The sequence below is a fragment of the Streptomyces tauricus genome (genome assembly GCF_014650955.1).
Taxonomy (GTDB): Bacteria; Actinomycetota; Actinomycetes; order Streptomycetales; family Streptomycetaceae; genus Streptomyces; species Streptomyces tauricus.
Genome location: NZ_BMVY01000003.1, coordinates 201,549 through 225,012 on the forward strand (window position 1 = coordinate 201,549; position 23,464 = coordinate 225,012).

Below are 23,464 nucleotides of genomic sequence, written 5' to 3' on the forward strand. Positions count from 1 at the left end.
AACCCTGCCGGGCGTGCCGTCCAGGGGGCGGGTCAGTCCGTCGTCTGTCTGCGGGCCCGTGGTGGCGAGCGAGCAGTTCCCCGCGCCCGCCCCTTCGGAGCGCTGCCGAGGTCGCTCAGAAGGCGTCCAGTTCATGTGCGTACGGCGGTTCCGCGCCCGCGCGGGAGCAGGTGATCGCCGCGGCCCGGGCGGCGAACCGCAACAACTCGCCCCAGCCGTCGGCCCCCAGGCCCGCCGGCCCCGCGTCGGACAGCGCGTCGCGGGCGGCGAGGCCGTGCAGCAGCGCCGCGTTGACCGTGTCGCCCGCGCCGATCGTGTCCACCACGTCGACCGGCTCGCCCGGCACGGAGTACTCGCCGCCGTCGCGGGTGAAGGCGGTCAGCCCGTCGCCGCCCCGCGTGATCACGACGGCCGAGGGGCCGGAGGCCAGCCACTCGCGCGGGGATCCGCCCAGCCAGCGGGCGTCCTCCTCCGACAGCTTGAGCAGTGACACCGAGGGCAGCCAGCTCTTGAACCGGGCCCGATAGGCGTCGGCATCGGGAATGAGGCCCGCGCGGATGTTCGGATCCAGCGTGGTGAACACGCCCTGGGCGGACGCGCTCCGCATCAGTTCCTCGTACGCGCTCGCGCCCGGTTCCAGGACGAGCGAACAGGTACCGAAGGAGACGGCCCGCGTCCCGTCGGGGAGCCGGTCGGGCGCCGAGAACAGGCGGTCCGCGGTGCCCTCGACATAGAAGGAGTACCCGGCCGAGCCGTCCGCGGCGATGGACGCGACGGCCAGGGTCGTGGGTTCGGAGCCCCGCTGCACGGACGACACGTCGACGCCCGCCTCGCGCAGCCCGCCGATCAGGGCCTCACCGAAGGCGTCGGTCGAGATCCGGGAACAGAAGGCCGTGCGGGAGCCGAGCCGGCCCAGCGCGACCGCCGTGTTGTACGGGCCGCCGCCGCGGCGCGGGTCGAGTGCGGCGAGCGCGCCCGACTCACTGGGCACCAGGTCGATCAGGGCCTCACCGGCGACGACGATCACGAGTCGGTTCCTTTCTCGGGGCAACCGCACGAGGTGCGGTGTACGAACGCGGAGGGCAGCCGCACCGTACGGGTGGGCCGGCCGGGGGAGTCCAGCCGTTCCAGCAGCAGCCGTACGGCCTGGGCCCCGATCTCCTTGCTGGGCTGGGAGACCGCGGTGAGCCGGGGCGAGAAGAGGTCCGCCCAGGAGAAGTCGTCGAAGCAGCACAGAGCCAGATCGCCGGGCACGGACAGGCCTCCCGCGCGGACGGCCCGCAGCGCACCGATGGTCATCGCGTTGTTGGCGGTGACGAGCGCCGTGGGCGGTGCCGGGAGGGACAGCAGAGCTTCGGTCGCCCGCTCGGCGCCTGCCGCCTCCGAGTTGCCGGGGATCACGAGCCGCTCCTCGTAGGCGAGTCCCGCGTGCGCCAGGCCGAGCCGGTAGCCGGTGACGCGCTCGCTCGTCGTGCTGAGGCCCGCGAGGCCCGCGACCAGGCCGATCCTCCGGTGGCCCCGTTCGGCGAGGTGGGTGACCAGGCGTGTGACCGGCTCGGTGTTCTCCGCGGACACCTGGTCGAAGGGGAGCCCGGGCGCCGGAATGTCGTCGACGAGCCGGTCCAGGAACACCGTCGGTACGCCGTGCCGTCCGAGGTAGCCGATCAGATCCCGCGGATCCGCGGAGGGCGCGACGATCATGCCGTCCACGCGCCGCTCGTGCAGAAGCTGGACCACCTTGCGCTCGTGGACCGGGTCGTCGTGCGGATCCGCGATCAACAGGCTGTAGCCGTGCTCCAGGGCGCTCGCCTCCACACCCTGGAGGATCTCCGTGAAATAGGGGTTGCTGATCGCCGACACCGCGAGCCCGATGGACCGGGTGCGCGCGGTGACCAGGGATCTGGCCAGGCCGTTCGGGGTGTAGCCCAGTGTCTCGATGGCATCGAGCACGGCTTGACGGGTGTGCGGCAGCACCGGGCGCGTGTCGTTGAGCACGTGCGAGACCGTCGCGACGGACACGCCCGCGTGCCGGGCCACATCGGCCATCGTCGCCATGCTGTCCTCCCGCGGTCCTCCCCGCAGCCCTGCCCGGAACCGGGTGCCCGGTGCGGAACAGGCTGCCCGCCCGCGAAAGTACCCCATCCGGTGGTGCGCGTAAACGATTGCGTAAGCGTTTACGCACGGCGGTGGCGGTCGCTCACTCCCAGTCCCACCCGATGCCCACGATCCCCGACCGCACCCGTTGCTCCACCATGTGGACCGAGCGGTGGCGGCCGCTCAGGGCCAGCTCCTGGCGGCCGCTGCGGGGCGCCGCCGCCGAGTGCTGGGCGAACCGGTGGCAGCGCACGGGCAGCGTCCCCTCGGTGAACCGCACCTCAAGGGCGTACTGCCCGCCGGAGAAGCCGAACCCGCGGACGTACTCGCCGGACGCGCCGGCCGTGCCGTCCTCGACGCCGTAGCGGAACAGGAAGGTGTCGCCCGCCCTCAGCACCGTGTCGAAGAGGAGCTCGGCCACGAGCACGCCGGTCTCGTGGTGCCGGAGCACGCGTCCCGTGCGGCAGTTCTCCAGGGCGTGCACGGTCATGCGCTCCGGGACGCAGCCGGGATCGCCGTGGTGGACGGCCACATAACGGTCGACGCCGTCCCTGTGGGCGCGCACGATGTGCTGGGAGTCGCGCCCCGCCAGCTCGCGGCGGGCGCCGATCCGTACCCGTTCGTGCTGGCCGAGGGCGAGGAGTCCGCCGTCGAGCGGCGAGTCGAGTTCGGCCAGCAGCTTCTCCAGCGCTCCGGAGGCCTCGACCAGCGAGCGGTACGAGCGGGCCGAGGGGCGTTCCGCCGGGGCGGACTCGTCGGCCGTCGTGAGCAGGCGGATCAGCGACTCGTCCGGCAGCTGGAGTATCTCCTCCAGGGCGCGCACGGCCCGCAGGGACTCGGCCCGCTGAGGGCGCCGGGCGCCCTGCTGCCAGTAGCTCAGGCTCGTCACGCCGACCTTGACCCCGTACCGCGTCAGATGGTGCTGTACGCGCTGCAGCGGCAGTCCGCGAGCGGTGATCGCGGCGCGCAGCGCGACATGGAAGGGGCCGGCCCGCAGAGCCGTGTCCAGTTCCGCCGCGACGACGTGGACGTCCACGTCCGCGTCCGCGTGCTGGGTGCCGTGCCGCATGCAGGGGCCTTTCTTTTGAAGCTCACAACGGCTGGTCGGGCCGTTCGCACTGCTCGGAGGGGTCGCCCCGGTCGGCGTACGGGGGAGGGTCACATGCGTACGCCGTGGTGCCCGGCCCAAGTAATCCCGCATTGAAGCCTGTTGACCAGGCCCGGACAACACCTGATGCGCAACTCGGCTTTCACTGGCGCCCCCGACCGGTCTCCGAACCCTTCATCGGCGAAGGCGATCACGGGCACGCGCGCGTGAAGGCGGGCGTCGACGGGGGCCAGGACTCGCGGGCGCGGATGTACGGCGGCTGCGTGGCGACCCCTGGCCGAGCGGTGGCTCAAGGCCGGCGGCGGGGGTGACGGGCGACAGCGGCGCCCTCAGGAGGCGGGCAGCAGGTCGTGCCCGGACATGCGGCGGCCCGGACCGCGGGCGGTGCGGGTCCGACGCGTAGGCGTCCTGGACCCGATGACACGCGTGCGCTCCGGGCCGTCTTCGTGCTGCGGAACGGAAGAGGTGACCGTCCGGCTCAGGGGCGGGCGTCCTCGACGGGCTGTGTCGATCGCAGGCGCTTGGCGCGCACGATGTCGGGGTCGCGGGGGTCGAGGCCGGACAGCAGGCTGTCGCCGTACTGCTCCTCGTCCTGGTACGGGCGGACCCGGACCGACCGTCGTGATTTCTCGATCCGTGTCTGTCGCATCTTCCGCAGCCCTTCGGTCATCGACCCGACGCCCTTGTCCGGGGCGGTGGATCCACCTGCATCTGCACTGCTACGAGCATTGCCCCGAATTGTCTTCGTGTCGTCACGGCCAGCCCCCGAAACAGGTTCCGGTCCACCTGAATTGCCCACCTCGCGCCAGCCGTAACCGTCCACGTCCGAAGGGGTGTTGGTCGGAAGGCGTGGCGGCGTGCCCTCGGAGGGGTGCGGCATCGGCCGGTCGAGGGGGCGGGCGGGGGGTGCCGGCGGCCGGCGCCGCGCTGATCGGGGCATGTCAGGCGACCTTTGGGGCCGGATCTGGCCGGAGCGGGGCCCGGGCGAGGCCAGGAGCGGTCCGGATCGGGCCCGGCCGGGGGACGGCGGGCCGTCGCGCTGTCACACCCCGCCAGTAGGGTGTGAGACATGGCCGACCCCTCCAGCTACCGCCCCAAGCCGGGACAGATCCCCGACTCGCCAGGGGTCTACAGATTCCGCGACGAGCACCGCCGGGTGATCTACGTCGGGAAGGCGAAGAGCCTGCGCCAGCGCCTGGCCAGCTACTTCCAGGACCTCTCGAACCTCCACCCGCGTACGCGCACGATGGTCACCACGGCCGCGTCGGTGGAGTGGACCGTGGTGTCCACGGAGGTCGAGGCGCTGCAGCTGGAGTACTCCTGGATCAAGGAGTACGACCCCCGGTTCAACGTCAAATACCGCGACGACAAGAGCTACCCCTACCTCGCGGTCACCATGAACGAGCAGTTTCCGCGCGTGCAGGTGATGCGCGGCCAGAAGAAGAAGGGCGTGCGCTACTTCGGTCCCTACGGACACGCGTGGGCGATCCGCGACACCGTGGACCTGCTGCTGCGCGTCTTCCCCGTGCGGACATGCTCCGCGGGCGTGTTCCGGAACGCCGAGCGGACGGGCCGCCCCTGTCTGCTCGGCTACATCGGCAAGTGCTCCGCCCCCTGCGTCGGCCGCGTCACGCCCGAGGAGCACCGTGAACTCGCCGAGGAGTTCTGCGACTTCATGACCGGCCGCACGGGCACGTACATCCGCCGCCTGGAGCGGCAGATGACGGACGCCGCCGAGGACATGGAGTACGAGCGCGCCGGCCGGCTGCGCGACGACATCGGGGCCCTGAAGAAGGCCATGGAGAAGAGCGCCGTCGTGCTCGCCGACGCGACGGACGCCGATCTGATCGCCCTCGCCGAGGACGAGCTGGAAGCCGCCGTGCAGATCTTCCACGTACGTGGCGGCCGGGTGCGCGGCCAGCGCGGCTGGGTCACCGACAAGGTCGAGGCGGTCACGACGGGAGACCTGGTCGAGCACGCGCTCCAGCAGCTGTACGGGGAGGAGACCGGCGACTCCGTACCGAAGGAGGTGCTCGTCCCGGCGCTGCCCGACCCCGTGGAGCCCGTCCAGGAGTGGCTCACCGAGCGGCGCGGGTCGAACGTGTCGCTGCGGATCCCGCAGCGCGGCGACAAGAAGGCCCTCATGGAGACGGTCGAGCGCAACGCCCTCCACTCGCTCGCCCTCCACAAGACGAAGCGCGCCTCCGACCTGACGACCCGCTCCCGCGCGCTGGAGGAGATCGCCGAGGCCCTCGACCTGGACAGTGCCCCCCTGAGGATCGAGTGCTACGACATCTCGCACCTCCAGGGCGACGACGTCGTGGCGTCGATGGTCGTCTTCGAGGACGGGCTGGCGCGCAAGAGCGAGTACCGGCGCTTCCAGATCAAGGGCTTCGAGGGCCAGGACGACGTCCGCTCCATGCACGAGGTGATCACCCGCCGCTTCAGGCGGTACCTCGGCGAGAAGGAGAAGACCGGCGAGTGGGCCGACGGCGAGGTGAGTCTCACCGAGGAGGACGGGCGGCCCAAGCGGTTCGCGTACCCGCCGCAGCTGGTCGTCGTCGACGGCGGCAAGCCGCAGGTCGCGGCGGCCCGGCGGGCCCTGGACGAGCTGGGCATCGACGACATCGCCGTCTGCGGCCTCGCCAAGCGCCTCGAAGAGGTGTGGCTGCCCGGCGACGACGACCCGGTGGTACTGCCACGTACCAGTGAAGGGCTCTATCTTCTTCAGCGTGTGCGCGACGAGGCGCACCGCTTCGCGATCACCTACCAGCGCACCAAGCGGGCCCGGCGCTTCAGGGCGAGCCCGCTCGACGACGTGCCGGGCCTGGGTGAGACTCGCAAGCAGGCATTGATCAAGCATTTCGGTTCGGTGAAAAAGCTGCGATCCGCGACAATCGACCAGATCTGCGAGGTTCCCGGCATAGGCCGCAAGACGGCCGAGTCCATCGCCGTGGCCTTCGCCCAGGCGGCTCCGGCGGCTCCCGCCGTGAACACCGCCACCGGAGAGATCATGGAAGACGAGGATCACGTGGAGGACGCGGCACCCGAAACGACGGCGGGTGTCGCAGAGGAGCCCGTGTCCGCGGGCGCCTCGGACGAGCGACGGGGGCAGGAAAGATGACCGGGTACGAGCAGGAAGAACCGGTGACGCCGCGCACGGCGGACACCGGAACCGACGTGTCGCGCACAGCTGGGACCGAGGCATCGCACAAGGAAGCACGCGAAGATCGGCCGCAGCGGACGGCGGCGGCCGGCACGGCCGACAGTGCGCCTGACAACGCGCCCGGCGACGCGGCCGACGGCACGGCCGGTGAGGGCGAAGCGGAACAGGAAGACGGAGCGGAAGTGAATACGGGCACGATCGAGAAGGCCGGCGTCCCCGAGGCGGCCATCCCGGAGCTGGTGATCATCTCCGGGATGTCGGGCGCGGGCCGGTCCACCGCCGCCAAGTGTCTGGAGGACCTGGGCTGGTTCGTCGTCGACAACCTGCCGCCCGCGCTGATCCCCACCATGGTGGAGCTCGGCGCCCGCTCGCAGGGGAACGTGGCACGCATCGCGGTCGTCGTCGACGTCCGGGGCCGCCGCTTCTTCGACAACCTGCGCGAGTCCCTCGCCGACCTGGAGACCAAGCACGTCACCCGGCGGATCGTCTTCCTGGAGTCCTCGGACGACGCCCTGGTGCGCCGCTTCGAGGGAGTGCGCCGGCCGCACCCGCTCCAGGGCGACGGCCGCATCGTCGACGGCATCGCCGCCGAGCGCGAACTGCTGCGCGAGCTGCGCGGTGACGCCGACCTGGTGATCGACACCTCCAGCCTGAACGTGCACGAGCTGCGCGCCAAGATGGACGCCCAGTTCGCCGGGGAGGAGGAGCCCGAGCTGCGGGCCACCGTCATGTCCTTCGGCTTCAAGTACGGCCTGCCGGTCGACGCCGACCTGGTCGTGGACATGCGGTTCCTGCCCAACCCGCACTGGGTCCCGGAGCTGCGCCAGTACACCGGCCTCAACGAGGAGGTGGCCGGGTACGTCTTCAACCAGCCCGGCGCCAAGGAGTTCCTCGACCGGTACGCCGAACTGCTGCAGCTCATCCGGGCGGGCTACCGCCGCGAGGGCAAGCGCTACGTGACCATCGCGGTCGGCTGCACCGGCGGCAAGCACCGCTCCGTCGCCATGTCGGAGAAGCTCGCGGCCCGCCTGGTGTCCGAGGGAGTGGAGACGGTCGTCGTCCACCGGGACATGGGCCGCGAATGACACGACGTTCTCTGCGGCTGGACCGGCTGCGGCGGGGCGGTATCGACGGGCGCGGTATCGACGGGCCCGGCGGCAGGCCCGTCGACGCCCGCGCCGCCAGGCCCGCCGAGGCCCGCGGCGCCAAGCCGCGCCGCCGCGGCGCCCAGCCCAAGGTCGTCGCGCTGGGCGGGGGCATGGGCCTGTCCGCCTCGCTCGCCGCCCTGCGCCGCATCACCGGCGACCTCACCGCCGTCGTCACGGTCGCGGACGACGGCGGCTCCAGCGGCCGGCTGCGCGACGAGCTGGGCGTGCTGCCGCCCGGCGACCTGCGCAAGGCGCTGGCCGCGCTGTGCGGCGACGACGACTGGGGCCAGACCTGGGCCCGGGTCATCCAGCACCGCTTCCAGTCCCAGGGCGAACTGCACGAGCACGCGGTCGGCAATCTGCTGATCGTCGCCCTGTGGGAGCAGCTCGGCGACCACGTCCAGGCGCTCGACCTGGTCGGCAGGCTGCTTGGCGCGCACGGCAGGGTGCTGCCCATGTCCGCCGTACCCCTGGAGCTCCAGGCGCTGGTCAAGGGCCACGACCCGGACCGGCCCGAGGACGTCGACACCGTACGGGGCCAGGCGACCGTGGCGCTCACCCCCGGCGAGGTGCAGTCCGTGCACCTCGTACCGCACGACCCGCCGGCGGTCCCCGAAGCCGTCGCCGCGGTCCTCGACGCGGACTGGGTGGTCCTCGGTCCCGGCTCTTGGTTCTCCTCCGTGATCCCGCATCTGCTCGTACCCGAACTGCTCGACGCCCTCACCGAGACGAAGGCGCGCCGGGTCCTCCCGCTGAACCTCGCTCCGCAGCCCGGAGAAACAGAAGGCTTCTCACCGCAGCGTCATTTGGAGGTTTTGGGACGACACGCCCCTAAACTCGCCCTGGACGTGGTGTTGGCCGACGAGGCCGCCGTGCCCGACCGCGAGATACTCGCCGACGCCGCCAAGCGGTTCGGCGCGGCGGTCGAGCTGGCGCCCGTGGCGAGGACCGACGGGACTCCGAGGCACGATCCGGAGCTGTTGGCCGCCGCGTACGACCGTATTTTTCGGATGCATGGAAGGATCGGCCCATGGCGATGACGGCAGCGGTGAAGGACGAGATCTCCCGGCTTCCCGTCACCCGGACCTGCTGCAGAAAGGCGGAGGTCTCCGCCATCCTGCGGTTCGCGGGCGGCCTTCACCTGGTGAGCGGCCGGATCGTGATCGAGGCGGAGCTGGACACCGCGATGGCGGCGCGACGGCTGAAGCGGGACATTCTTGAGATTTTCGGCCACAGTTCCGAACTGATCGTGATGGCGCCGGGCGGGTTGCGCCGCGGTTCCCGTTACGTCGTCCGGGTGGTTGCGGGCGGTGACCAGCTGGCCCGCCAGACCGGTCTCGTGGACGGCAGGGGGCGCCCGATCAGGGGTCTGCCGCCGCAGGTGGTCTCGGGGGCCACCTGCGACGCGGAGGCGGCCTGGCGCGGGGCGTTCCTGGCGCACGGTTCGCTCACCGAGCCCGGGCGCTCGTCCTCGCTGGAGGTGACCTGCCCGGGGCCGGAGGCGGCGCTCGCGCTGGTCGGGGCGGCCCGGCGGCTGTCCATCGCCGCGAAGGCGCGCGAGGTGCGGGGTGTGGACCGGGTCGTCGTGCGGGACGGGGACGCCATCGGGGCGCTGCTGACGCGGCTCGGGGCGCACGAGTCCGTGCTGGCGTGGGAGGAGCGGCGGATGCGGCGGGAGGTTCGCGCCACGGCGAATCGTCTCGCCAACTTCGACGACGCGAATCTGCGGCGGTCGGCTCGGGCGGCGGTGGCCGCGGGGGCTCGGGTGCAGCGGGCGCTGGAGATTCTCGCGGACGAGGTTCCTGAGCATCTCGCGGCTGCTGGGCGGTTGCGGATGGAGCACAAGCAGGCGTCGCTGGAGGAGCTGGGGGCGCTTGCTGAGCCGCCGCTCACGAAGGACGCGGTGGCGGGGCGGATTCGGCGGCTGCTCGCGATGGCCGACAAGCGGGCGCAGGATCTTGGGATTCCGGGTACGGAGTCCACGCTCAGTGAGGAGATGGCCGACAACCTGGTGGGGTGACGTCCCTGCGGGTTGCGCCGTTCCCCGCGCCCCTGGGGGTGGTCGGCTTGCGGTCGACCTGGGGTTGCTCGCGCCGTTCCCCGCGCCCCTGAGGTGGGAGGGGGTCGGGGTGAGTAGTCGGCTTCCGGTCTACCTGGGTTGCTCGCGCAGTTCCCCGCGCCCCTGAGGGGTGGGGGTTCGGGTTTGTCGTCGGGTTTCTGTAGGTCTGGGCTGAGTGCGCCGTTCCCGCGCCCCTGGGTGGGTCGGGGTCGAGGCGATCGACATGGCTCGCGCCCCTTGCCATGGCTGCCCGCACCCGACAGCCCACGTGAGCCCCCACCCCCAAGGGGCGCGGGGAACGGCGCGGGCAACCGAATGCGGGCCCGCGGGGCACTCCGCGCGAGCCCCCACCCACCTCAGGGGCGGCGGGGAACGGAGCGCGCGGCCGAATGCGGGCCCGCGGGGCGATCCAGGCCGGCCCCCACCCACCCAGGGGCGCGGGGAACTGCGCGGGCAACCCCCAGCGGCCCGCACCCGCCAGTCACGGTCACCCCCAACTAACCCCCGCCCAGACCCATTTGGGCTAGTCGGGTGCCCGCCCGAGGGGTGTCACGCGCTATTGACTTGACCATGGACTGTCATAAGCCTGGCATCTGTTCGCCGCAGTGGCGAACTACTGCAAGGGGGGCTCATGAGACGAAGAGCGAGATCGATCCTCGCTGCCGGCGCACTCCTGCTCGGCGGAGTCGCCGTCGCACCCATGGCGCAGGCGGAACCGGGCGCGACGCCCGACCCGGGCGCGGACGAGGTCAAGGTGTTCCGCGCCGAGGTCACGAAGGAGCAGGTACCCCTGCTCCTCGCGGCCGGACAGGACGGCCACGAGCTGAGCGAACGCGTACCGCAGAAGGGCACGGCCTCCGTCGAGGTGTACCTCACCGACAAGCAGGCCGATCAGCTGGAGGACAAGGGCGTCGACCTCGCCGAGCACAAGCTCTCGGCCAAGGCGCAGGCGCGCGTCGCAGCCGCGGGGGACGGCGTCTTCCGCCCGTACAGCGGTGCGGGCAACCTCAAGGAGGAGATCGTCAGGACGGGACAGCGGAATCCGAACCTGACGAAGGTCGTCTCCATCGGCAAGACCCTCCAGGGGCAGGACATCCTGGCCCTCAAGCTCACCAAGGGCGCCAAGAAGACCAAGGACGGCGCCAAGCCGTCCACGCTGTACATGTCCAACCAGCACGCCCGTGAGTGGATCACGCCCGAGATGACCCGGCGCCTGATGCACCACTACCTGGACAACTACGGCAAGGACCAGCGGATCACCAAGCTCGTGGACTCCACCGAGCTGTGGTTCGTGCTGTCCGCCAACCCGGACGGCTACGACTGGACCTTCAAGCCCGAGGGCGATCGCCAGTGGCGGAAGAACCTTCGTGACGTCAACGGCGACGGGGCGCTGACCGTCGGCGACGGTGTCGACCTCAACCGCAACTTCTCCTACAAGTGGGGTTACGACGACGAGGGCTCGTCCCCGTACCCCACCAGCCAGACCTATCGCGGGGCGAGTCCCGGCTCGGAGCCCGAGACCAAGGCGATCGACTCCTTCGAGAGGCGCATCGGCTTCGAGTACGGCATCAACTACCACTCCGCCGCCGAACTGCTCCTCTACGGAGTCGGCTGGCAGGTGGCGACCCCGAGCCCCGACGACGTGCTCTACAAGTCCCTCGCCGGGACCCCCGAGAACTCGGCGATCCCCGGCTACCGCCCGCAGGTCTCCTCCGAGCTCTACACGACCAACGGCGAGGCCGACGGACACGCGTCCAACGTCAACGGCACGGCGATGTTCACCCCCGAGATGTCGACCTGCCAGACCATCTCGAACCTCTACCCGGACGACCCCTGGAACGCCGCGGACTGCGCGTCCGTCTTCACCTTCCCGGACGACGAGAAGCTGATCCAGGACGAGTTCGTCAAGAACATCCCGTTCGCGCTCTCCGTCGCCGAGGCGGCGCTCAGGCCCGACCAGCCGAAGTCCTCGGTCGGCATCGACGCCCCTGACTTCACCCCGGCGCCCTTCGCGACCTCGTACTCCCGCGGCGCCGACCAGGAGGTCTCGGTCGTCGCCCGCAAGTCCGTACGCGACAAGGAATTGAAGTACCGCGTCAACAACGGCCGTACGAAGGACCAGGACCTCCGGGCCTGGAAGGGCGGCGAGACCTACGGCGGCGAGGACAACCTCTACTTCGACGAGTACCGCGCGAAGGTGCGGGACGGCGAGCCCGGCGACAAGGTCGAGGTCTGGTTCACGGGTAGGACCCGCGCCGGAAAGCCCACCTCCAGCCCGCACTTCACGTACACGGTCGCCGAACGGCCGCGTGCCGACACGCTGGTGATCGCCGAGGAGGGCGCGACGGCGACGAAGGCCCGGACCTACGTCGACGCGCTGGCGGCCAACGGCCGCAAGGCCGTCGTCTGGGACGTCGCCGCCCAGGGCGCGCCCGACGCGCTCGGGGTCCTCGGCCACTTCGGGACCGTCGTCCACTACACCGGCGCCGACCGGCCCGGATACCTGACCCAGCTGCAGCTGCGCGCCTACCTCAACGAGGGCGGCAAGCTGATCGAGGCGGGCGAGCAGGCGGGCGGCCAGGTCGCGCTGCCGGGCGCCCTGACGAACGACTTCAGCCAGTACTACCTGGGCGCCTACACCCGTACGACGACTCCGGACGCCGGCGCCTTCACCGGCTCGGGGAAGCTCGCCGGCGCAGGGGGACCGCTCGGCGACACGCCCGGCAACCCGCTGAACGCGGCGGGCGCCTACAGCGTCACCTCGGACACCCTCCCCGTCGAGCGGTTCCCGCAGTTCGCCAGCGCGGGCGCAGGCGTGTACCCGGGCACCGTCAACCCGTACGGCCCGTACGAGGGCGCTTCCATGGCCGCCGTCACGCACACCGACTACGCCTGGAACCGGCTCACCCGCACCATCGACCTCACCGGGGTGAGCGCGGCCGACGCGCCCACCCTGCGCACCCAGCTCCTGTGGGACACCGAGGAGGGTTACGACCACGCGGTGCTGGAGGCGCACACCGTCGGGGCCGACGACTGGACCACGCTTCCCGACAAGGGCGGCGCCACCAGTACCGCCGTGCCCGCCGAGTGCGAGGCCGGGTTCTTCATGCAGGGGCACCCCGCCCTCGCGCGGTACCTGACCCGGGGCGCGACCGCGTGCACCCCGAGCGGTACGAGCGGCTCCTGGAACAGCTTCACCGGGGCCTCCGCGGGCTGGCAGCAGGTCGAGTTCGACCTGTCCGCCTACGCGGGGAAGACCGTGGAGGTGTCGCTGAGCTACATCACCGACCCGGGCTCCGGCGGGCACGGGGTCCTCGCCGACAACGCCTCCGTCGTGATCGGCGGCACGGCGACGCAGACCGAGGGCTTCGAGACCTCCCTCGGCGCCTGGAAGGTCGCCGGGCCGCCCGCGGGCAGCCCCGCGGTCGTCCGGGACTGGGGCCTGTCGGGCGAGCTCTTCAAGACGTACGGCGCGGTCTCCACCCGTGACACCGTGCTGTTCGGTTTCGGCCTGGAGCACGTCACCGCGGCGGCCGACCGCAACGCCCTGCTGGGCAAGGCACTGGCCGCCCTGCGCGGCTGACCCGGCTCCGACAGGCGTCGACCCTGGGGCGGTCCGTACCCCTACTGGCGGGTACGGACCGCCCTGCCGTGTATGGGGCATCTCGATGTCACCCCGGGAGCCTCGGAGAGGTAGGGTCGTAGGCGGTCGGGGACATCCCATACAACTCGCCGGCATCCAACGCCGGCGTACCTAACGAGGAGATCGGTTCGTGACGATCCGCGTAGGCATCAACGGCTTTGGCCGCATCGGTCGTAACTACTTCCGCGCGCTGCTGGAGCAGGGTGCAGACATCGAGATCGTGGCTGTCAACGACCTGGGTGACACCGCGACCACCGCGCATCTGCTCAAGTACGACACCATTCTGGGCCGTCTCAAGGCCGAGGTGTCGCACACCGCCGACACGATCACCGTCGACGGCCACACCATCAAGGTGCTGTCGGAGCGCAACCCCGCCGACATCCCGTGGGGCGACCTCGGCGTCGACATCGTCATCGAGTCGACCGGCATCTTCACCAAGAAGGCCGACGCCGAGAAGCACATCGCGGGCGGCGCCAAGAAGGTCCTCATCTCGGCTCCGGCCAAGGACGAGGACATCACCATCGTGATGGGCGTCAACCAGGACAAGTACGACGCGGCCAACCACCACGTCATCTCGAACGCCTCCTGCACCACCAACTGTGTGGCGCCGATGGCCAAGGTCCTCGACGAGAACTTCGGCATCGTCAAGGGTCTGATGACGACGGTCCACGCGTACACGAACGACCAGCGGATCCTGGACTTCCCGCACTCGGACCTGCGCCGCGCCCGCGCCGCCGCCGAGAACATCATCCCGACCACCACGGGTGCCGCCAAGGCCACCGCGCTGGTCCTCCCGCAGCTCAAGGGCAAGCTCGACGGCATCGCGATGCGCGTCCCGGTCCCGACCGGCTCCGCGACCGACCTGGTCGTGACGCTGCAGCGCGAGGTCACCAAGGACGAGGTCAACGCCGCGTTCAAGAAGGCCTCCGACGACGGCGACCTCAAGGGCTACCTGACCTACACCGAGGACCCGATCGTCTCCTCGGACATCGTCGGCGACCCGGCCTCCTGCACCTTCGACTCCTCCCTGACCATGGTCCAGGAAGGCAGCACGGTGAAGATCCTCGGCTGGTACGACAACGAGTGGGGCTACTCCAACCGCCTCGTCGACCTCACGGTCTTCGTCGGCGAACAGCTCTAGGTCCAAGAAGCAAGGCACCTCGTGTGAGCACAGGGCCCGGGCAGCGCACCGCCGCGCACCCCGGGCCCTGTGGCACGTGCTGAGCGATCAGCCCTCTCTCGGACAAAAGAGCTTCCCTAGGAGTCCACTTATGAAGACGATCGACGAACTTCTCTCCGAAGGGGTCGACGGCAAGCGGGTCTTCGTGCGCGCCGACCTGAACGTGCCGCTCGCGGACGGTCTCATCACCGACGACGGCCGCATCCGCGCCGTCCTGCCGACCGTCAAGGCGCTCGCCGAGGCCGGTGCCAAGGTGATCGTCGCCTCGCACCTGGGCCGCCCCAAGGGCAACCCGGACCCCGCCTTCTCGCTGCTGCCCGCCGCCGAGCGGCTCGGTGAGCTCCTCGGCGCGCCCGTCGCGTTCGCCCAGGACACCGTCGGACCGGCCGCCCACGACGCCGTGAACGGGCTGCAGCCCGGCCAGGTCGCGGTCATTGAGAACCTCCGCTTCAACGCCGGCGAGACCTCCAAGGACGACACCGAGCGCGGCGAGTTCGCCGACCGGCTGGCCGCCCTGGCCGATGTCTACGTAGGCGACGGTTTCGGTGCCGTGCACCGCAAGCACGCCTCGGTCTTCGACCTCCCGGCCCGGCTGCCGCACTACGCCGGCTACCTCATCGCCACCGAGGTCGGCGTCCTGAAGAAGCTCACCGAGGACGTCGAGCGCCCCTATGTGGTCGCCCTCGGCGGCTCCAAGGTCTCCGACAAGCTCGCCGTCATCGACGAGCTGCTCGGCAAGGCCGACCGGCTGCTCATCGGCGGCGGCATGGCCTTCACCTTCCTCAAGGCCAAGGGGTACGAGATCGGTGCCTCCCTGGTCCAGGACGACCAGCTGCCGACCGTCAAGGAGTACGTCGAGCGCGCCGAGAAGAACGGCGTCGAGCTGGTCGTCCCCGTCGACGTCGTGGTCGCGGCCGGTTTCCCCGACCTGAAGACCAAGGCGCCGTCCGACCCGTCCACCGTCGCCGCGGACGCCATCCCGGCCGACCGGATGGGTCTGGACATCGGTCCCGAGACCGGCTCCCTGTACGCATCGAAGCTCGCCGACGCGGCCACCGTGTTCTGGAACGGTCCGATGGGCGTCTTCGAGCACCCCGACTACGCCGAGGGCACCAAGGCGGTCGCCCAGGCCCTGCTCGACTCCCAGGCCTTCACGGTCGTCGGCGGCGGCGACTCCGCCGCGGCCGTCCGCATCCTGGGCTTCGACGAGAACGCATTCGGCCACATCTCCACCGGTGGCGGCGCCTCCCTCGAATACCTCGAGGGCAAGACGCTCCCCGGTCTCGCCGCACTGGAGGACTGACCCCGTATGACCACTCGCACGCCGCTGATGGCGGGCAACTGGAAGATGAACCTCAACCACCTCGAGGCCATCGCCCACGTCCAGAAGCTCGCCTTCGCCCTGGCCGACAAGGACTACGACGCCTGTGAGGTCGCGGTCCTGCCGCCCTTCACGGACCTGCGCTCGGTACAGACCCTGGTCGACGGCGACAAGCTCAAGATCAAGTACGGCGCCCAGGACATCTCGGCGCACGACTCCGGTGCCTACACCGGCGAGATCTCCGGCGCCATGCTGGCCAAGCTCAAGTGCACGTACGTGGCGATCGGCCACTCCGAGCGCCGCCAGTACCACGCCGAGACCGACGAGATCGTCAACGCCAAGGTGAAGGCCGCCCACAAGCACGGCCTCACCCCGATCCTGTGTGTCGGCGAGGAGCTGGAGGTCCGCGAGGCGGGCAACCACGTCACGCACACGCTCACCCAGGTCGAGGGCGGCCTGAAGGACGTCCCCGCCGAGCAGGCCGAGTCGATCGTCATCGCGTACGAGCCCGTCTGGGCCATCGGCACCGGCAAGGTCTGCGGCGCCGACGACGCCCAGGAGGTCTGCGCGGCGATCCGCGGCAAGGTCGCCGAGCTGTACTCGCAGGAGGTCGCCGACGCCGTCCGCATCCAGTACGGCGGCTCGGTGAAGTCCGGCAACGTCGCCGAGATCATGGCGAAGCCCGACATCGACGGCGCCCTCGTCGGTGGCGCCTCCCTGGACGCCGACGAGTTCGTCAAGATCGTCCGGTTCCGCGACCAGTAGAGCGCGCTCCGGATGTGAAGCGCCGAGCTGCGAGTATGCGGTAGCGGTGTTACGTCGTACCCTTGCGGGGGCCGGGCGGCTTCGTACCCGAAGCACCGGCCCCCGTCGTCCGTCCAAGACTCGTCCGTCCAAGTCCGAGGAAGTTGGTCCAGCCGTGGTTATGGGGTTCTCGATCGCCCTGATCGTCTTCAGCCTGTTGCTGATGCTGCTGGTGCTGATGCACAAGGGGAAGGGCGGCGGCCTGTCCGACATGTTCGGCGGCGGCATGCAGTCGTCCGTCGGTGGTTCCTCGGTCGCCGAGCGCAACCTCGACCGCATCACCCTCGTGGTCGGTCTGCTGTGGTTCGCCTGCATCGTGGTGCTCGGCATCCTGATGAAGGTCAACAACTGACCACCGGCCGACACCGGCACCACAGCACGAACGCACATTACGCAAGCACATTCCGCACGTAAGGCCCCATGTCCGGTACGCGCCCGCAGGCGCGGCCTATCATGGGGCTTGCGTCTGTGCGCGGGGGTGTAACTCCTATCACTGGACGCGCGTTGGGCCTTACGTAGACTGAGGCGCCCGCAGCGAAGCGTCACGCCGACTCGCTTCGCGGCACCATCACGCAGGGAGTTACGACCGTGGCAAGTGGCAACGCGATCCGAGGAAGCCGGGTCGGGGCGGGGCCGATGGGCGAGGCCGAGCGTGGCGAGTCCGCGCCCCGGCTGCGCATCTCCTTCTGGTGCTCCAACGGGCACGAGACGCAGCCCAGCTTCGCCAGCGACGCGCAGGTCCCCGACACCTGGGACTGCCCCCGCTGCGGCTTTCCCGCCGGACAGGACCGGGACAACCCGCCGGACCCGCCGCGCACCGAGCCGTACAAGACGCACCTCGCGTACGTACGGGAGCGGCGCAGCGACGCGGACGGCGAGGCGATCCTCGCCGAGGCGCTCGCCAAACTGCGGGGCGAGATCTAGGAGCGACGCGCGGCATCCAGGAGCGGCGCGAGATCCAGGAGTTGCGAGCCGGCCGGACACCGAGAGGTGTCCGGCCGGCTGTGTCTCGTGCCGGACGCTCTTTTTTCGCGGCGTATTTTTCGTACGCCCCCGGTCGCGTGGCTTCTCCGCCGCCGTGCTGACACCTGCGAGTGAACCGCACGTATCTGTTGTTGAGCCGGACGACGGCGGGACGACAACTCGCGTCACCCCGCTCCATTAGGTTGGGACCGGTAGCGGGGCAAGGTACGCAGCACTGGCAAGAAAGAGGCGGAAGTCCGAGATGAACGCAGAAAGCCGTACCAGGCTCAACCAGACGCCCGAGTGGACCGCTCTGGCGGAGCACCGGGAGGAGTTCGCCGAGGCGCACCTGCGCGAGCTGTTCGAGCGGAACCCGGGACGCGGCGCCGCATACACGCTCCAGGTGGGCGATCTGCACGTCGACTACTCCAAGCACCTGGTCACCGACGAGACGCTGCGGCTGCTGCGTGAGCTGGCCGCGGCGACGGACGTGGCCGGTCTGCGCGACGCGATGTTCCGCGGGGAGCGCATCAATGTCACCGAGGACCGGGCGGTCCTGCACACCGCGCTGCGCGCCCCGCGTGACGCGGTCGTGGAGGTCGACGGAGAGAACGTCGTACCGGCCGTGCACGCGGTCCTCGACAAGATGTCCGGCTTCTCCGAGCGCGTCCGCTCGGGCGAGTGGACCGGGCACACCGGCAGGCGCATCAAGAACGTCGTCAACATCGGTATCGGCGGCTCCGACCTGGGCCCGGCGATGGCGTACGAGGTGCTGCGGTCCTTCACCGACCGGGACTTGACGGTCCGGTTCGTGTCGAACGTCGACGGGGCCGATCTGCACGAGGCCGTACGGGACCTCGACCCGGCCGAGACGCTGTTCGTCATCGCCTCGAAGACCTTCACCACCATCGAGACGATCACCAACGCGACCTCGGCGCGCGACTGGCTGCTGACCGAGCTGAAGGCCGGTCAGGAAGCCGTCGCCCAGCACTTCGTGGCGCTGTCGACGAACGCGGAGAAGGTCGCCGACTTCGGTATCGACACGGCGAACATGTTCGAGTTCTGGGACTGGGTCGGCGGACGGTACTCGTTCGACTCCGCGATCGGCCTGTCGCTGATGCTCGCGATCGGTCCGGAGCGCTTCCGGGAACTGCTCGACGGTTTCCACCTGGTCGACGAGCACTTCCGCACGGCTCCCGCCGAGTCCAACGTGCCGTTGCTGCTCGGTCTGTTGGGGGTCTGGTACGGCAACTTCTTCGACGCGCAGTCGCACGCGGTGCTGCCGTACTCGCACTACCTGTCCAAGTTCACGGCGTACTTGCAGCAGTTGGACATGGAGTCCAACGGCAAGTCCGTGGACCGGGACGGGAATCCGGTGGAGTGGCAGACGGGCCCGGTGGTGTGGGGCACGCCCGGCACCAACGGGCAGCACGCTTACTACCAGCTCATCCACCAGGGTACGAAGGTCATCCCGGCGGACTTCATCGGCTTCGCCGAGCCGGTCGCCGAGCTGAGCGACGGGCTCAAGGCGCAGCACGACCTGCTGATGGCGAACTTCTTCGCGCAGACGCAGGCGTTGGCCTTCGGCAAGACGGCGGAGGAGGTCCGGGCGGAGGGGGTGCCGGAGGAGCTGGTGCCGCACAAGACGTTCGCGGGCAATCACCCGACGACGACGATTCTCGCGCGCGAGTTGACGCCGTCGGTCCTCGGGCAGCTGATCGCGCTGTACGAGCACAAGGTGTTCGTGCAGGGGGCGATCTGGCACATCGATTCGTTCGACCAGTGGGGTGTCGAGCTGGGCAAGGTGCTCGCGAAGCGGGTTGAGCCGGCGCTCACGGAGGGGGCCGACGTTCCTGGTTTGGACGAGTCCACGAAGGCGCTGGTGAACAGGTACCGGGCGCTGCGCGGGCGGGCCTAGGAGCTCGGGCCGGTACCTGACCTGCGGGGCGGCGGGGCCGGTTGCGCAGTTCCCCGCGCCCCTTGGGGGTGGGGGCGGGGCCGTGTCGATCGCGCGGGTCGGTAGGGGTTGGACGCGCAGTTCCCCGCGCCCCTGAAAGACGGGGCTGCGCCCCTGTCTTTCATCTTGGGGGCGCGGGGAACTGCGCGAACGGTTCCCCTTACCGGCCCGCGGAGTTGCGCCGGACCCGAACGAGGCCGTTCAAGCCACCGCGCTGAGCGTGTCCGCGAGGCGGCGGTGGGACGAGCGGGAGGCGGGGAGCGCGGCGAGGGCCGCGGCGCCCAGTACGGCGGCTGCGGCGAAGAGGAGCAGGAGCGCGGGCGACGGCCCCTGCGCGATCCCCGCGCCGATACCGCTCGACCTCCCCTGCGCGTCGATCAGCCAGTGCGCGAGCGGCACCCCCAGGGCCGTACCGACGACGACCGCGGCCAGCGCCGTGCACCCCGTGGCCGTCACCGTGATCGCGGTGATCTGCCGCGGGGTCAGCCCGATCGCCTTCAGCGCCAGCAGATCCCGCTCGCCCTCACGGACCGTCCCCCCGATCGCGGTGAGCAGTTCGATGAGGCCGATCAGGGCCAGTACGGCGATGAGCCCCACGACGACCCCGCGCAGCGGTGAGAGCCCGTCGGCCGGGTTCGGCACGGCGTGCGCGCTGAGGTCGCCGTGCGCGGCCTCGGTCAGCTCCGCGCCCACCCGGTGCGGGTCGGCGCCGGGACGCAGCTGGAGCTGGTAGAGCGCCGCTTCGAGCCCCGGGTCGTTCTCCCGGAGGGTGTCGAGCGAGGTGGAGATGACCCGGCCGCCGTTCTCCGGCTCGATGCTGCGCCCCACGATGTGCAGGATCTGCGGCTGCGCGCCGACCGTCATCCGCACCCAGTCCCCGACCCGTACGTCCAGCAGGTCGAGCAGCCCCTGACCGGCCACCGCCTCGTCGGGGCCGCGCGCGGGACGGCCCTCGGCCAGCGCGAACGGATAGGGGTCCGCTCGGGTGCCGAGCCCGCGCAGCGCGATCGTGCCCGTCTGGCCCGGGACCAGCGCGGCCACCTCGACGCCCGGATGGACCGCGGCGACCTGCGGGTTGCGGGCGAGCAGGGCCCGTACGTCCGGATCGGTGAGGGTGTCGTCCGCGCGTACGGTGAGCGCGGCCGCCAGGCCGATCCGGTCCGGGCTGTGCTGGAAACGGTCGATGGTGGTCCAGGCGCTCATGGCCACGACGATGAGGAGCAGGGGGAGGGCCAGCCGGGCCACCGCGGCCAGCGAGCGGGAGCGGCGCGTGAACGCCTTGTGCCAGCCCAGGACCAGCGCCGACGGCAGCCGCAGTCCGAGCGCCCCGCGCGACAGACCGGACAGGCCGCCGCCCAGCGGCGCCGCGGCCCGCAGCCCCGGGACCGGAGGCACCTGGCCGGCGCGCCAGGCGGCGAGTCCGGTCGTCGCCGCGATGAACAGCACCGCGCCCAGGGGTACGCCGAGCAGCGCGGCCGTGTGCCCCGGCAGGCCCTGCCACACCCCGACCGCGTCCCCGAGACGCCCCGGTGTGCGGCTGCCCAGGGTCTGGATGAGGGTCGCGGCGAGCACGGCGCCGAGCAGCGCGAACGCCACATGCTGGAGCAGGAAGATCCGTACCACCTGGCCGGGGGTGAATCCGATCGCCTTCAGGACCGAGATGTCCCGCAGATGACCGCGGATCCGGGTGCCGATCGCGCCGTGCACGGCCAGCGCGGCGGCCAGCAGGGCCGCCAGGCCGAACAGGCCGAGGACCTGGCCGAGCAGCCGGTTGCCGCCCTGCGCCTCGGCCCGGGCCTGCTGCCAGGGGGAGACGTCGGTGACGGCCTTGGCGCCGAGGAGGGTGACGGCGCGCTGGACGGCGTAGTCCGTGTCGTCGGGGTCGGTCAGCCGTAGCCCGGTCACCTGGCCGCCGCGCCCGTCGGTGTCCCGTACGACGGCGGGGGGCGCCCAGACGAGGCCCGGCCGTTCGCCGGGGCTGTAGCGGGGTTCGGCGCTGTCCGCGATGCCCAGCACGGTCAGGGTCCGGTCGGTGCCGGGCACGGTGAGCGTGTCCCCGGGCTCGGCCCACAGCGCCCGCGCGAGGCCGCTCTCCAGCACCACGCCGTCCGGGACGCCGGAGTCGAGCCAGCGGCCCGAGGCGAGCAGCGGGCGGCCGGTCGTGGGCCGGTCGGCGGTGCCGCGCAGTTCGACGGAGGCGCGGGTGCCGCGTGAGGCGAGTGTCGCGGCGGCGGTGGGATACGGGCCCGCGACGGACGCGACACCGTCGAGTTCGGCGAGCCCGGCCGCGTCGGCGGAGGGGTTGGTGTGGATCCATATGTGCGCGCCCTGGGACTGGGTGAAGACCCGCTGCCAGGGGTTGGTCGCGTACCCGAAGAGCGCCGTGGCCAGCAGCAGCGAGGCGACGATCCCGGCGGTGGCGAGCACGATGAACAGTGCCTCGCCGCGATGCGAGCGAAGATCGGCGTGTGCCCAGCGCAGGGTGGCCCGCACGCCGCCTCAGCCCTTCGGCTCGGGGACGCGGGACACGGCGGACAGGACAGACGCTACGGATGGGACGGTCACGACGGACAGGGCCCGGCGGGAGGCCGTCGGCAGGGGCTCGGGCACGCCGCTCAGTCCCTCAGTTCCAGCACGCCGGATATCCCGGTGCCGCGCGCGGGCGTGGTGTCGAGGACCGCGTCGTCGGCGATCCGGCCGTCGAAGAAGCTGATCACCCGGTCCGCGGCGCTCGCGAGCCGTGCGTCATGCGTGACCAGCACGATCGTCTGGCCGCGCTGGTGGAACCGCGACAGCAGCCGGGTCACCTCGCGGGTGCCCTTGCTGTCGAGGCTGCCCGCGGGCTCGTCGGCCAGCAGCAGTTGCGGATGGTTGACCAGGGCGCGGGCGAGCGCGACCCGCTGCTGCTCGCCGCCGGACAGCTCGCCCGGCATGCTGCGCTCCTTGCCCGCGAGGCCCAGCTCGTCGAGGAGCAGTTCACGCTCGGCGCGCGCCTGCCGGGGGGAGAGGCCGGCGAGCAGGGCGGGCAGCTCGACGTTGTCGGCGACCGACAGGTTCGAGACCAGGTTGAAGAACTGGAAGACGATGCCGATGCGGCGCCGGCGCTCGACCGCCCAGCGCGCCTCGCTGTACGCGTCGGTGCACTCGCCGTCCAGCCACAGGCTGCCCGAATCCGGCCGCTGGAGCCCGCCGAGCAGATGCAGCAGCGTCGACTTGCCCGCACCCGAGGGGCCGGTGACGGCCACGAACTCGCCCTGCCGTACGGAGAGGTCCACGCCCCGTACGGCGTGCGCGGGCGCGCCCTCGCCGTAGTGGGTCTTGACCAGGCCCTCGGCCCGAAGGAGCGGGGTGTCCTCGCCGCCCGGCGAGCGCGTGTCCTCGGCGTCCGGCGAAGGAGCGGTACGGGAGGTGGCGCTACGGGAAGTGGCGCGGGGAGTGACGCGCTTCATTCCAGCTCCTCCAGTTCCTCCTGGCAGCGTTCCAGCCAGTCGAGGTCGGCCTGCAGATGCAGCATGGCGCCCTCGATGAGCAGCTGGGAGATGCGGTTGTCCCGGCTCTCGGCCGCGGCGAGCTTCGACAGATTGCGCATGGTGTTCAGGTACTCGCGCCGTTGTTTGTTGATCAGGGCGATCTGGTCGGCCAGTCCGGTCCGCGGTGCCAGGGCGAGCTTCATGAAGAACTCGTCCCGTACGCGTGGCTCGTCCGCCGTCTCCTCGTACCAGGCGCGCAGTGCTTCGCGTCCGGCGTCGGTGAGGTGGTAGATCTTCTTGTTGGGCCGGCTCGACTGCTCGACTTCCTCGCCCTCGATCAGTCCCGACTTCTCGAGGCGGCCGAGGGTCACATAGATCTGGCCGACGTTCGGCTGAGGGTACGCGGAGCCCAGCAGTTGCTCAAGGTCCTGCTTGAGCTCGTAGCCGTGGGCCGGGCCGCGTGCCAGCAGGGCCAGGAGGGGCAGCCGCACTCGTGCTCTCCCCTTCCTCCGCTGTAGATCCCGAGAGTCCTCAAAGGCGCCGCAGACCCG

General features: G+C 70.9%; 18 protein-coding genes. 11 read left to right on the plus strand and 7 right to left on the minus strand.

What is annotated here, in order from left to right; all coding sequences use genetic code 11:
* Nucleotides 1–115: 115 nt before the first annotated feature.
* The 4 genes from IE278_RS07985 to IE278_RS08000 form a co-directional block, all read right to left on the minus strand.
* Nucleotides 116–1,027, minus strand: a complete 912-nt coding sequence (locus IE278_RS07985; protein ID WP_189770190.1) for a carbohydrate kinase family protein — start codon at nucleotides 1,025–1,027, stop codon at nucleotides 116–118.
* Complete coding sequence (locus IE278_RS07990; RefSeq protein WP_189770191.1) at nucleotides 1,024–2,055, minus strand: LacI family DNA-binding transcriptional regulator; 1,032 nt, start codon at nucleotides 2,053–2,055, stop codon at nucleotides 1,024–1,026. The genes IE278_RS07985 and IE278_RS07990 overlap by 4 nt, the downstream gene beginning before the upstream one ends.
* A 142-nt stretch (nucleotides 2,056–2,197) precedes the next feature.
* A complete protein-coding gene (locus IE278_RS07995; RefSeq protein WP_189770192.1) occupies nucleotides 2,198–3,163 on the minus strand; it encodes a hypothetical protein in 966 nt (321 codons plus the stop codon).
* Nucleotides 3,164–3,680: 517 nt separating this feature from the next.
* Nucleotides 3,681–3,851 carry a hypothetical protein gene (locus IE278_RS08000; RefSeq protein WP_189770193.1) on the minus strand — a complete coding sequence of 57 codons (171 nt, stop codon included), beginning with the start codon at nucleotides 3,849–3,851 and terminating at the stop codon, nucleotides 3,681–3,683.
* Nucleotides 3,852–4,271: 420 nt separating this feature from the next.
* On the opposite strand from IE278_RS08000, the gene uvrC reads away from it, so the two are divergent.
* The 11 genes from uvrC to pgi all read left to right on the plus strand — a co-directional run bounded on the left by uvrC (nucleotide 4,272) and on the right by pgi (nucleotide 19,404).
* The gene (gene uvrC, locus IE278_RS08005; RefSeq protein WP_189770194.1) at nucleotides 4,272–6,326 is read left to right on the plus strand and encodes an excinuclease ABC subunit UvrC; all 2,055 of its coding nucleotides are present in this window, start codon (nucleotides 4,272–4,274) and stop codon (nucleotides 6,324–6,326) included.
* Nucleotides 6,323–7,453 (plus strand): RNase adapter RapZ, encoded by a 1,131-nt coding sequence (rapZ, locus tag IE278_RS08010; protein ID WP_189770195.1) that lies wholly within the window; start codon nucleotides 6,323–6,325, stop codon nucleotides 7,451–7,453. Before uvrC ends, rapZ begins: the two co-directional genes overlap by 4 nt.
* The gene (locus IE278_RS08015) at nucleotides 7,450–8,556 is read left to right on the plus strand and encodes a gluconeogenesis factor YvcK family protein (RefSeq protein WP_189770197.1); all 1,107 of its coding nucleotides are present in this window, start codon (nucleotides 7,450–7,452) and stop codon (nucleotides 8,554–8,556) included. Before rapZ ends, IE278_RS08015 begins: the two co-directional genes overlap by 4 nt.
* Nucleotides 8,547–9,536: a DNA-binding protein WhiA gene (gene whiA / locus IE278_RS08020; protein WP_107017634.1), complete on the plus strand. Its 990-nt coding sequence runs from the start codon at nucleotides 8,547–8,549 to the stop codon at nucleotides 9,534–9,536. Before IE278_RS08015 ends, whiA begins: the two co-directional genes overlap by 10 nt.
* 670 nt (nucleotides 9,537–10,206) lie before the next feature.
* Complete coding sequence (locus IE278_RS08025) at nucleotides 10,207–13,158, plus strand: M14 family metallopeptidase (protein ID WP_189770199.1); 2,952 nt, start codon at nucleotides 10,207–10,209, stop codon at nucleotides 13,156–13,158.
* Nucleotides 13,159–13,348: 190 nt separating this feature from the next.
* Nucleotides 13,349–14,359 (plus strand): type I glyceraldehyde-3-phosphate dehydrogenase, encoded by a 1,011-nt coding sequence (gene gap / locus IE278_RS08030; RefSeq protein ID WP_107017636.1) that lies wholly within the window; start codon nucleotides 13,349–13,351, stop codon nucleotides 14,357–14,359.
* Nucleotides 14,360–14,489: 130 nt separating this feature from the next.
* Nucleotides 14,490–15,701, plus strand: coding sequence for a phosphoglycerate kinase (locus IE278_RS08035; RefSeq protein ID WP_189770201.1), 1,212 nt, complete (start codon nucleotides 14,490–14,492; stop codon nucleotides 15,699–15,701).
* A gap of 6 nt (nucleotides 15,702–15,707) precedes the next feature.
* Nucleotides 15,708–16,484 carry a triose-phosphate isomerase gene (tpiA, locus tag IE278_RS08040; RefSeq protein ID WP_189770203.1) on the plus strand — a complete coding sequence of 259 codons (777 nt, stop codon included), beginning with the start codon at nucleotides 15,708–15,710 and terminating at the stop codon, nucleotides 16,482–16,484.
* Between the two features lie 160 nt (nucleotides 16,485–16,644).
* Nucleotides 16,645–16,875: a preprotein translocase subunit SecG gene (secG, locus tag IE278_RS08045; RefSeq protein WP_189770205.1), complete on the plus strand. Its 231-nt coding sequence runs from the start codon at nucleotides 16,645–16,647 to the stop codon at nucleotides 16,873–16,875.
* Nucleotides 16,876–17,111: 236 nt separating this feature from the next.
* Nucleotides 17,112–17,447: an RNA polymerase-binding protein RbpA gene (locus IE278_RS08050; protein WP_003957010.1), complete on the plus strand. Its 336-nt coding sequence runs from the start codon at nucleotides 17,112–17,114 to the stop codon at nucleotides 17,445–17,447.
* Between the two features lie 301 nt (nucleotides 17,448–17,748).
* The gene (gene pgi, locus IE278_RS08055; protein ID WP_189770206.1) at nucleotides 17,749–19,404 is read left to right on the plus strand and encodes a glucose-6-phosphate isomerase; all 1,656 of its coding nucleotides are present in this window, start codon (nucleotides 17,749–17,751) and stop codon (nucleotides 19,402–19,404) included.
* 240 nt (nucleotides 19,405–19,644) lie between these two features.
* On the opposite strand, the gene IE278_RS08060 is transcribed toward pgi, so the two are convergent.
* The 3 genes from IE278_RS08060 to IE278_RS08070 form a co-directional block, all read right to left on the minus strand.
* A complete protein-coding gene (locus IE278_RS08060; protein ID WP_189770207.1) occupies nucleotides 19,645–21,936 on the minus strand; it encodes an ABC transporter permease in 2,292 nt (763 codons plus the stop codon).
* Nucleotides 21,937–22,058: 122 nt separating this feature from the next.
* Nucleotides 22,059–22,892 carry an ABC transporter ATP-binding protein gene (locus IE278_RS08065; protein WP_246570136.1) on the minus strand — a complete coding sequence of 278 codons (834 nt, stop codon included), beginning with the start codon at nucleotides 22,890–22,892 and terminating at the stop codon, nucleotides 22,059–22,061.
* Complete coding sequence (locus tag IE278_RS08070) at nucleotides 22,889–23,404, minus strand: PadR family transcriptional regulator (protein WP_189770208.1); 516 nt, start codon at nucleotides 23,402–23,404, stop codon at nucleotides 22,889–22,891. The genes IE278_RS08065 and IE278_RS08070 overlap by 4 nt, the downstream gene beginning before the upstream one ends.
* Between the last annotated feature and the right edge of the window lie 60 nt (nucleotides 23,405–23,464).

Excerpts from the sequence above, each read along its gene's own strand:
- IE278_RS07990 (WP_189770191.1), bottom strand. The coding sequence starts at position 2,055 with ATGGCGACGATGGCCGATGTGGCCCGGCACGCGGGCGTGTCCGTCGCG.
- IE278_RS07995 (WP_189770192.1), bottom strand. The coding sequence starts at position 3,163 with ATGCGGCACGGCACCCAGCACGCGGACGCGGACGTGGACGTCCACGTC.
- IE278_RS08000 (WP_189770193.1), bottom strand. The coding sequence starts at position 3,851 with ATGCGACAGACACGGATCGAGAAATCACGACGGTCGGTCCGGGTCCGC.
- uvrC (WP_189770194.1), top strand. The coding sequence starts at position 4,272 with ATGGCCGACCCCTCCAGCTACCGCCCCAAGCCGGGACAGATCCCCGAC.
- rapZ (WP_189770195.1), top strand. The coding sequence starts at position 6,323 with ATGACCGGGTACGAGCAGGAAGAACCGGTGACGCCGCGCACGGCGGAC.
- IE278_RS08015 (WP_189770197.1), top strand. The coding sequence starts at position 7,450 with ATGACACGACGTTCTCTGCGGCTGGACCGGCTGCGGCGGGGCGGTATC.
- whiA (WP_107017634.1), top strand. The coding sequence starts at position 8,547 with ATGGCGATGACGGCAGCGGTGAAGGACGAGATCTCCCGGCTTCCCGTC.
- IE278_RS08025 (WP_189770199.1), top strand. The coding sequence starts at position 10,207 with ATGAGACGAAGAGCGAGATCGATCCTCGCTGCCGGCGCACTCCTGCTC.
- IE278_RS08035 (WP_189770201.1), top strand. The coding sequence starts at position 14,490 with ATGAAGACGATCGACGAACTTCTCTCCGAAGGGGTCGACGGCAAGCGG.
- tpiA (WP_189770203.1), top strand. The coding sequence starts at position 15,708 with ATGACCACTCGCACGCCGCTGATGGCGGGCAACTGGAAGATGAACCTC.
- secG (WP_189770205.1), top strand. The coding sequence starts at position 16,645 with ATGGGGTTCTCGATCGCCCTGATCGTCTTCAGCCTGTTGCTGATGCTG.
- pgi (WP_189770206.1), top strand. The coding sequence starts at position 17,749 with ATGAACGCAGAAAGCCGTACCAGGCTCAACCAGACGCCCGAGTGGACC.
- IE278_RS08065 (WP_246570136.1), bottom strand. The coding sequence starts at position 22,892 with ATGAAGCGCGTCACTCCCCGCGCCACTTCCCGTAGCGCCACCTCCCGT.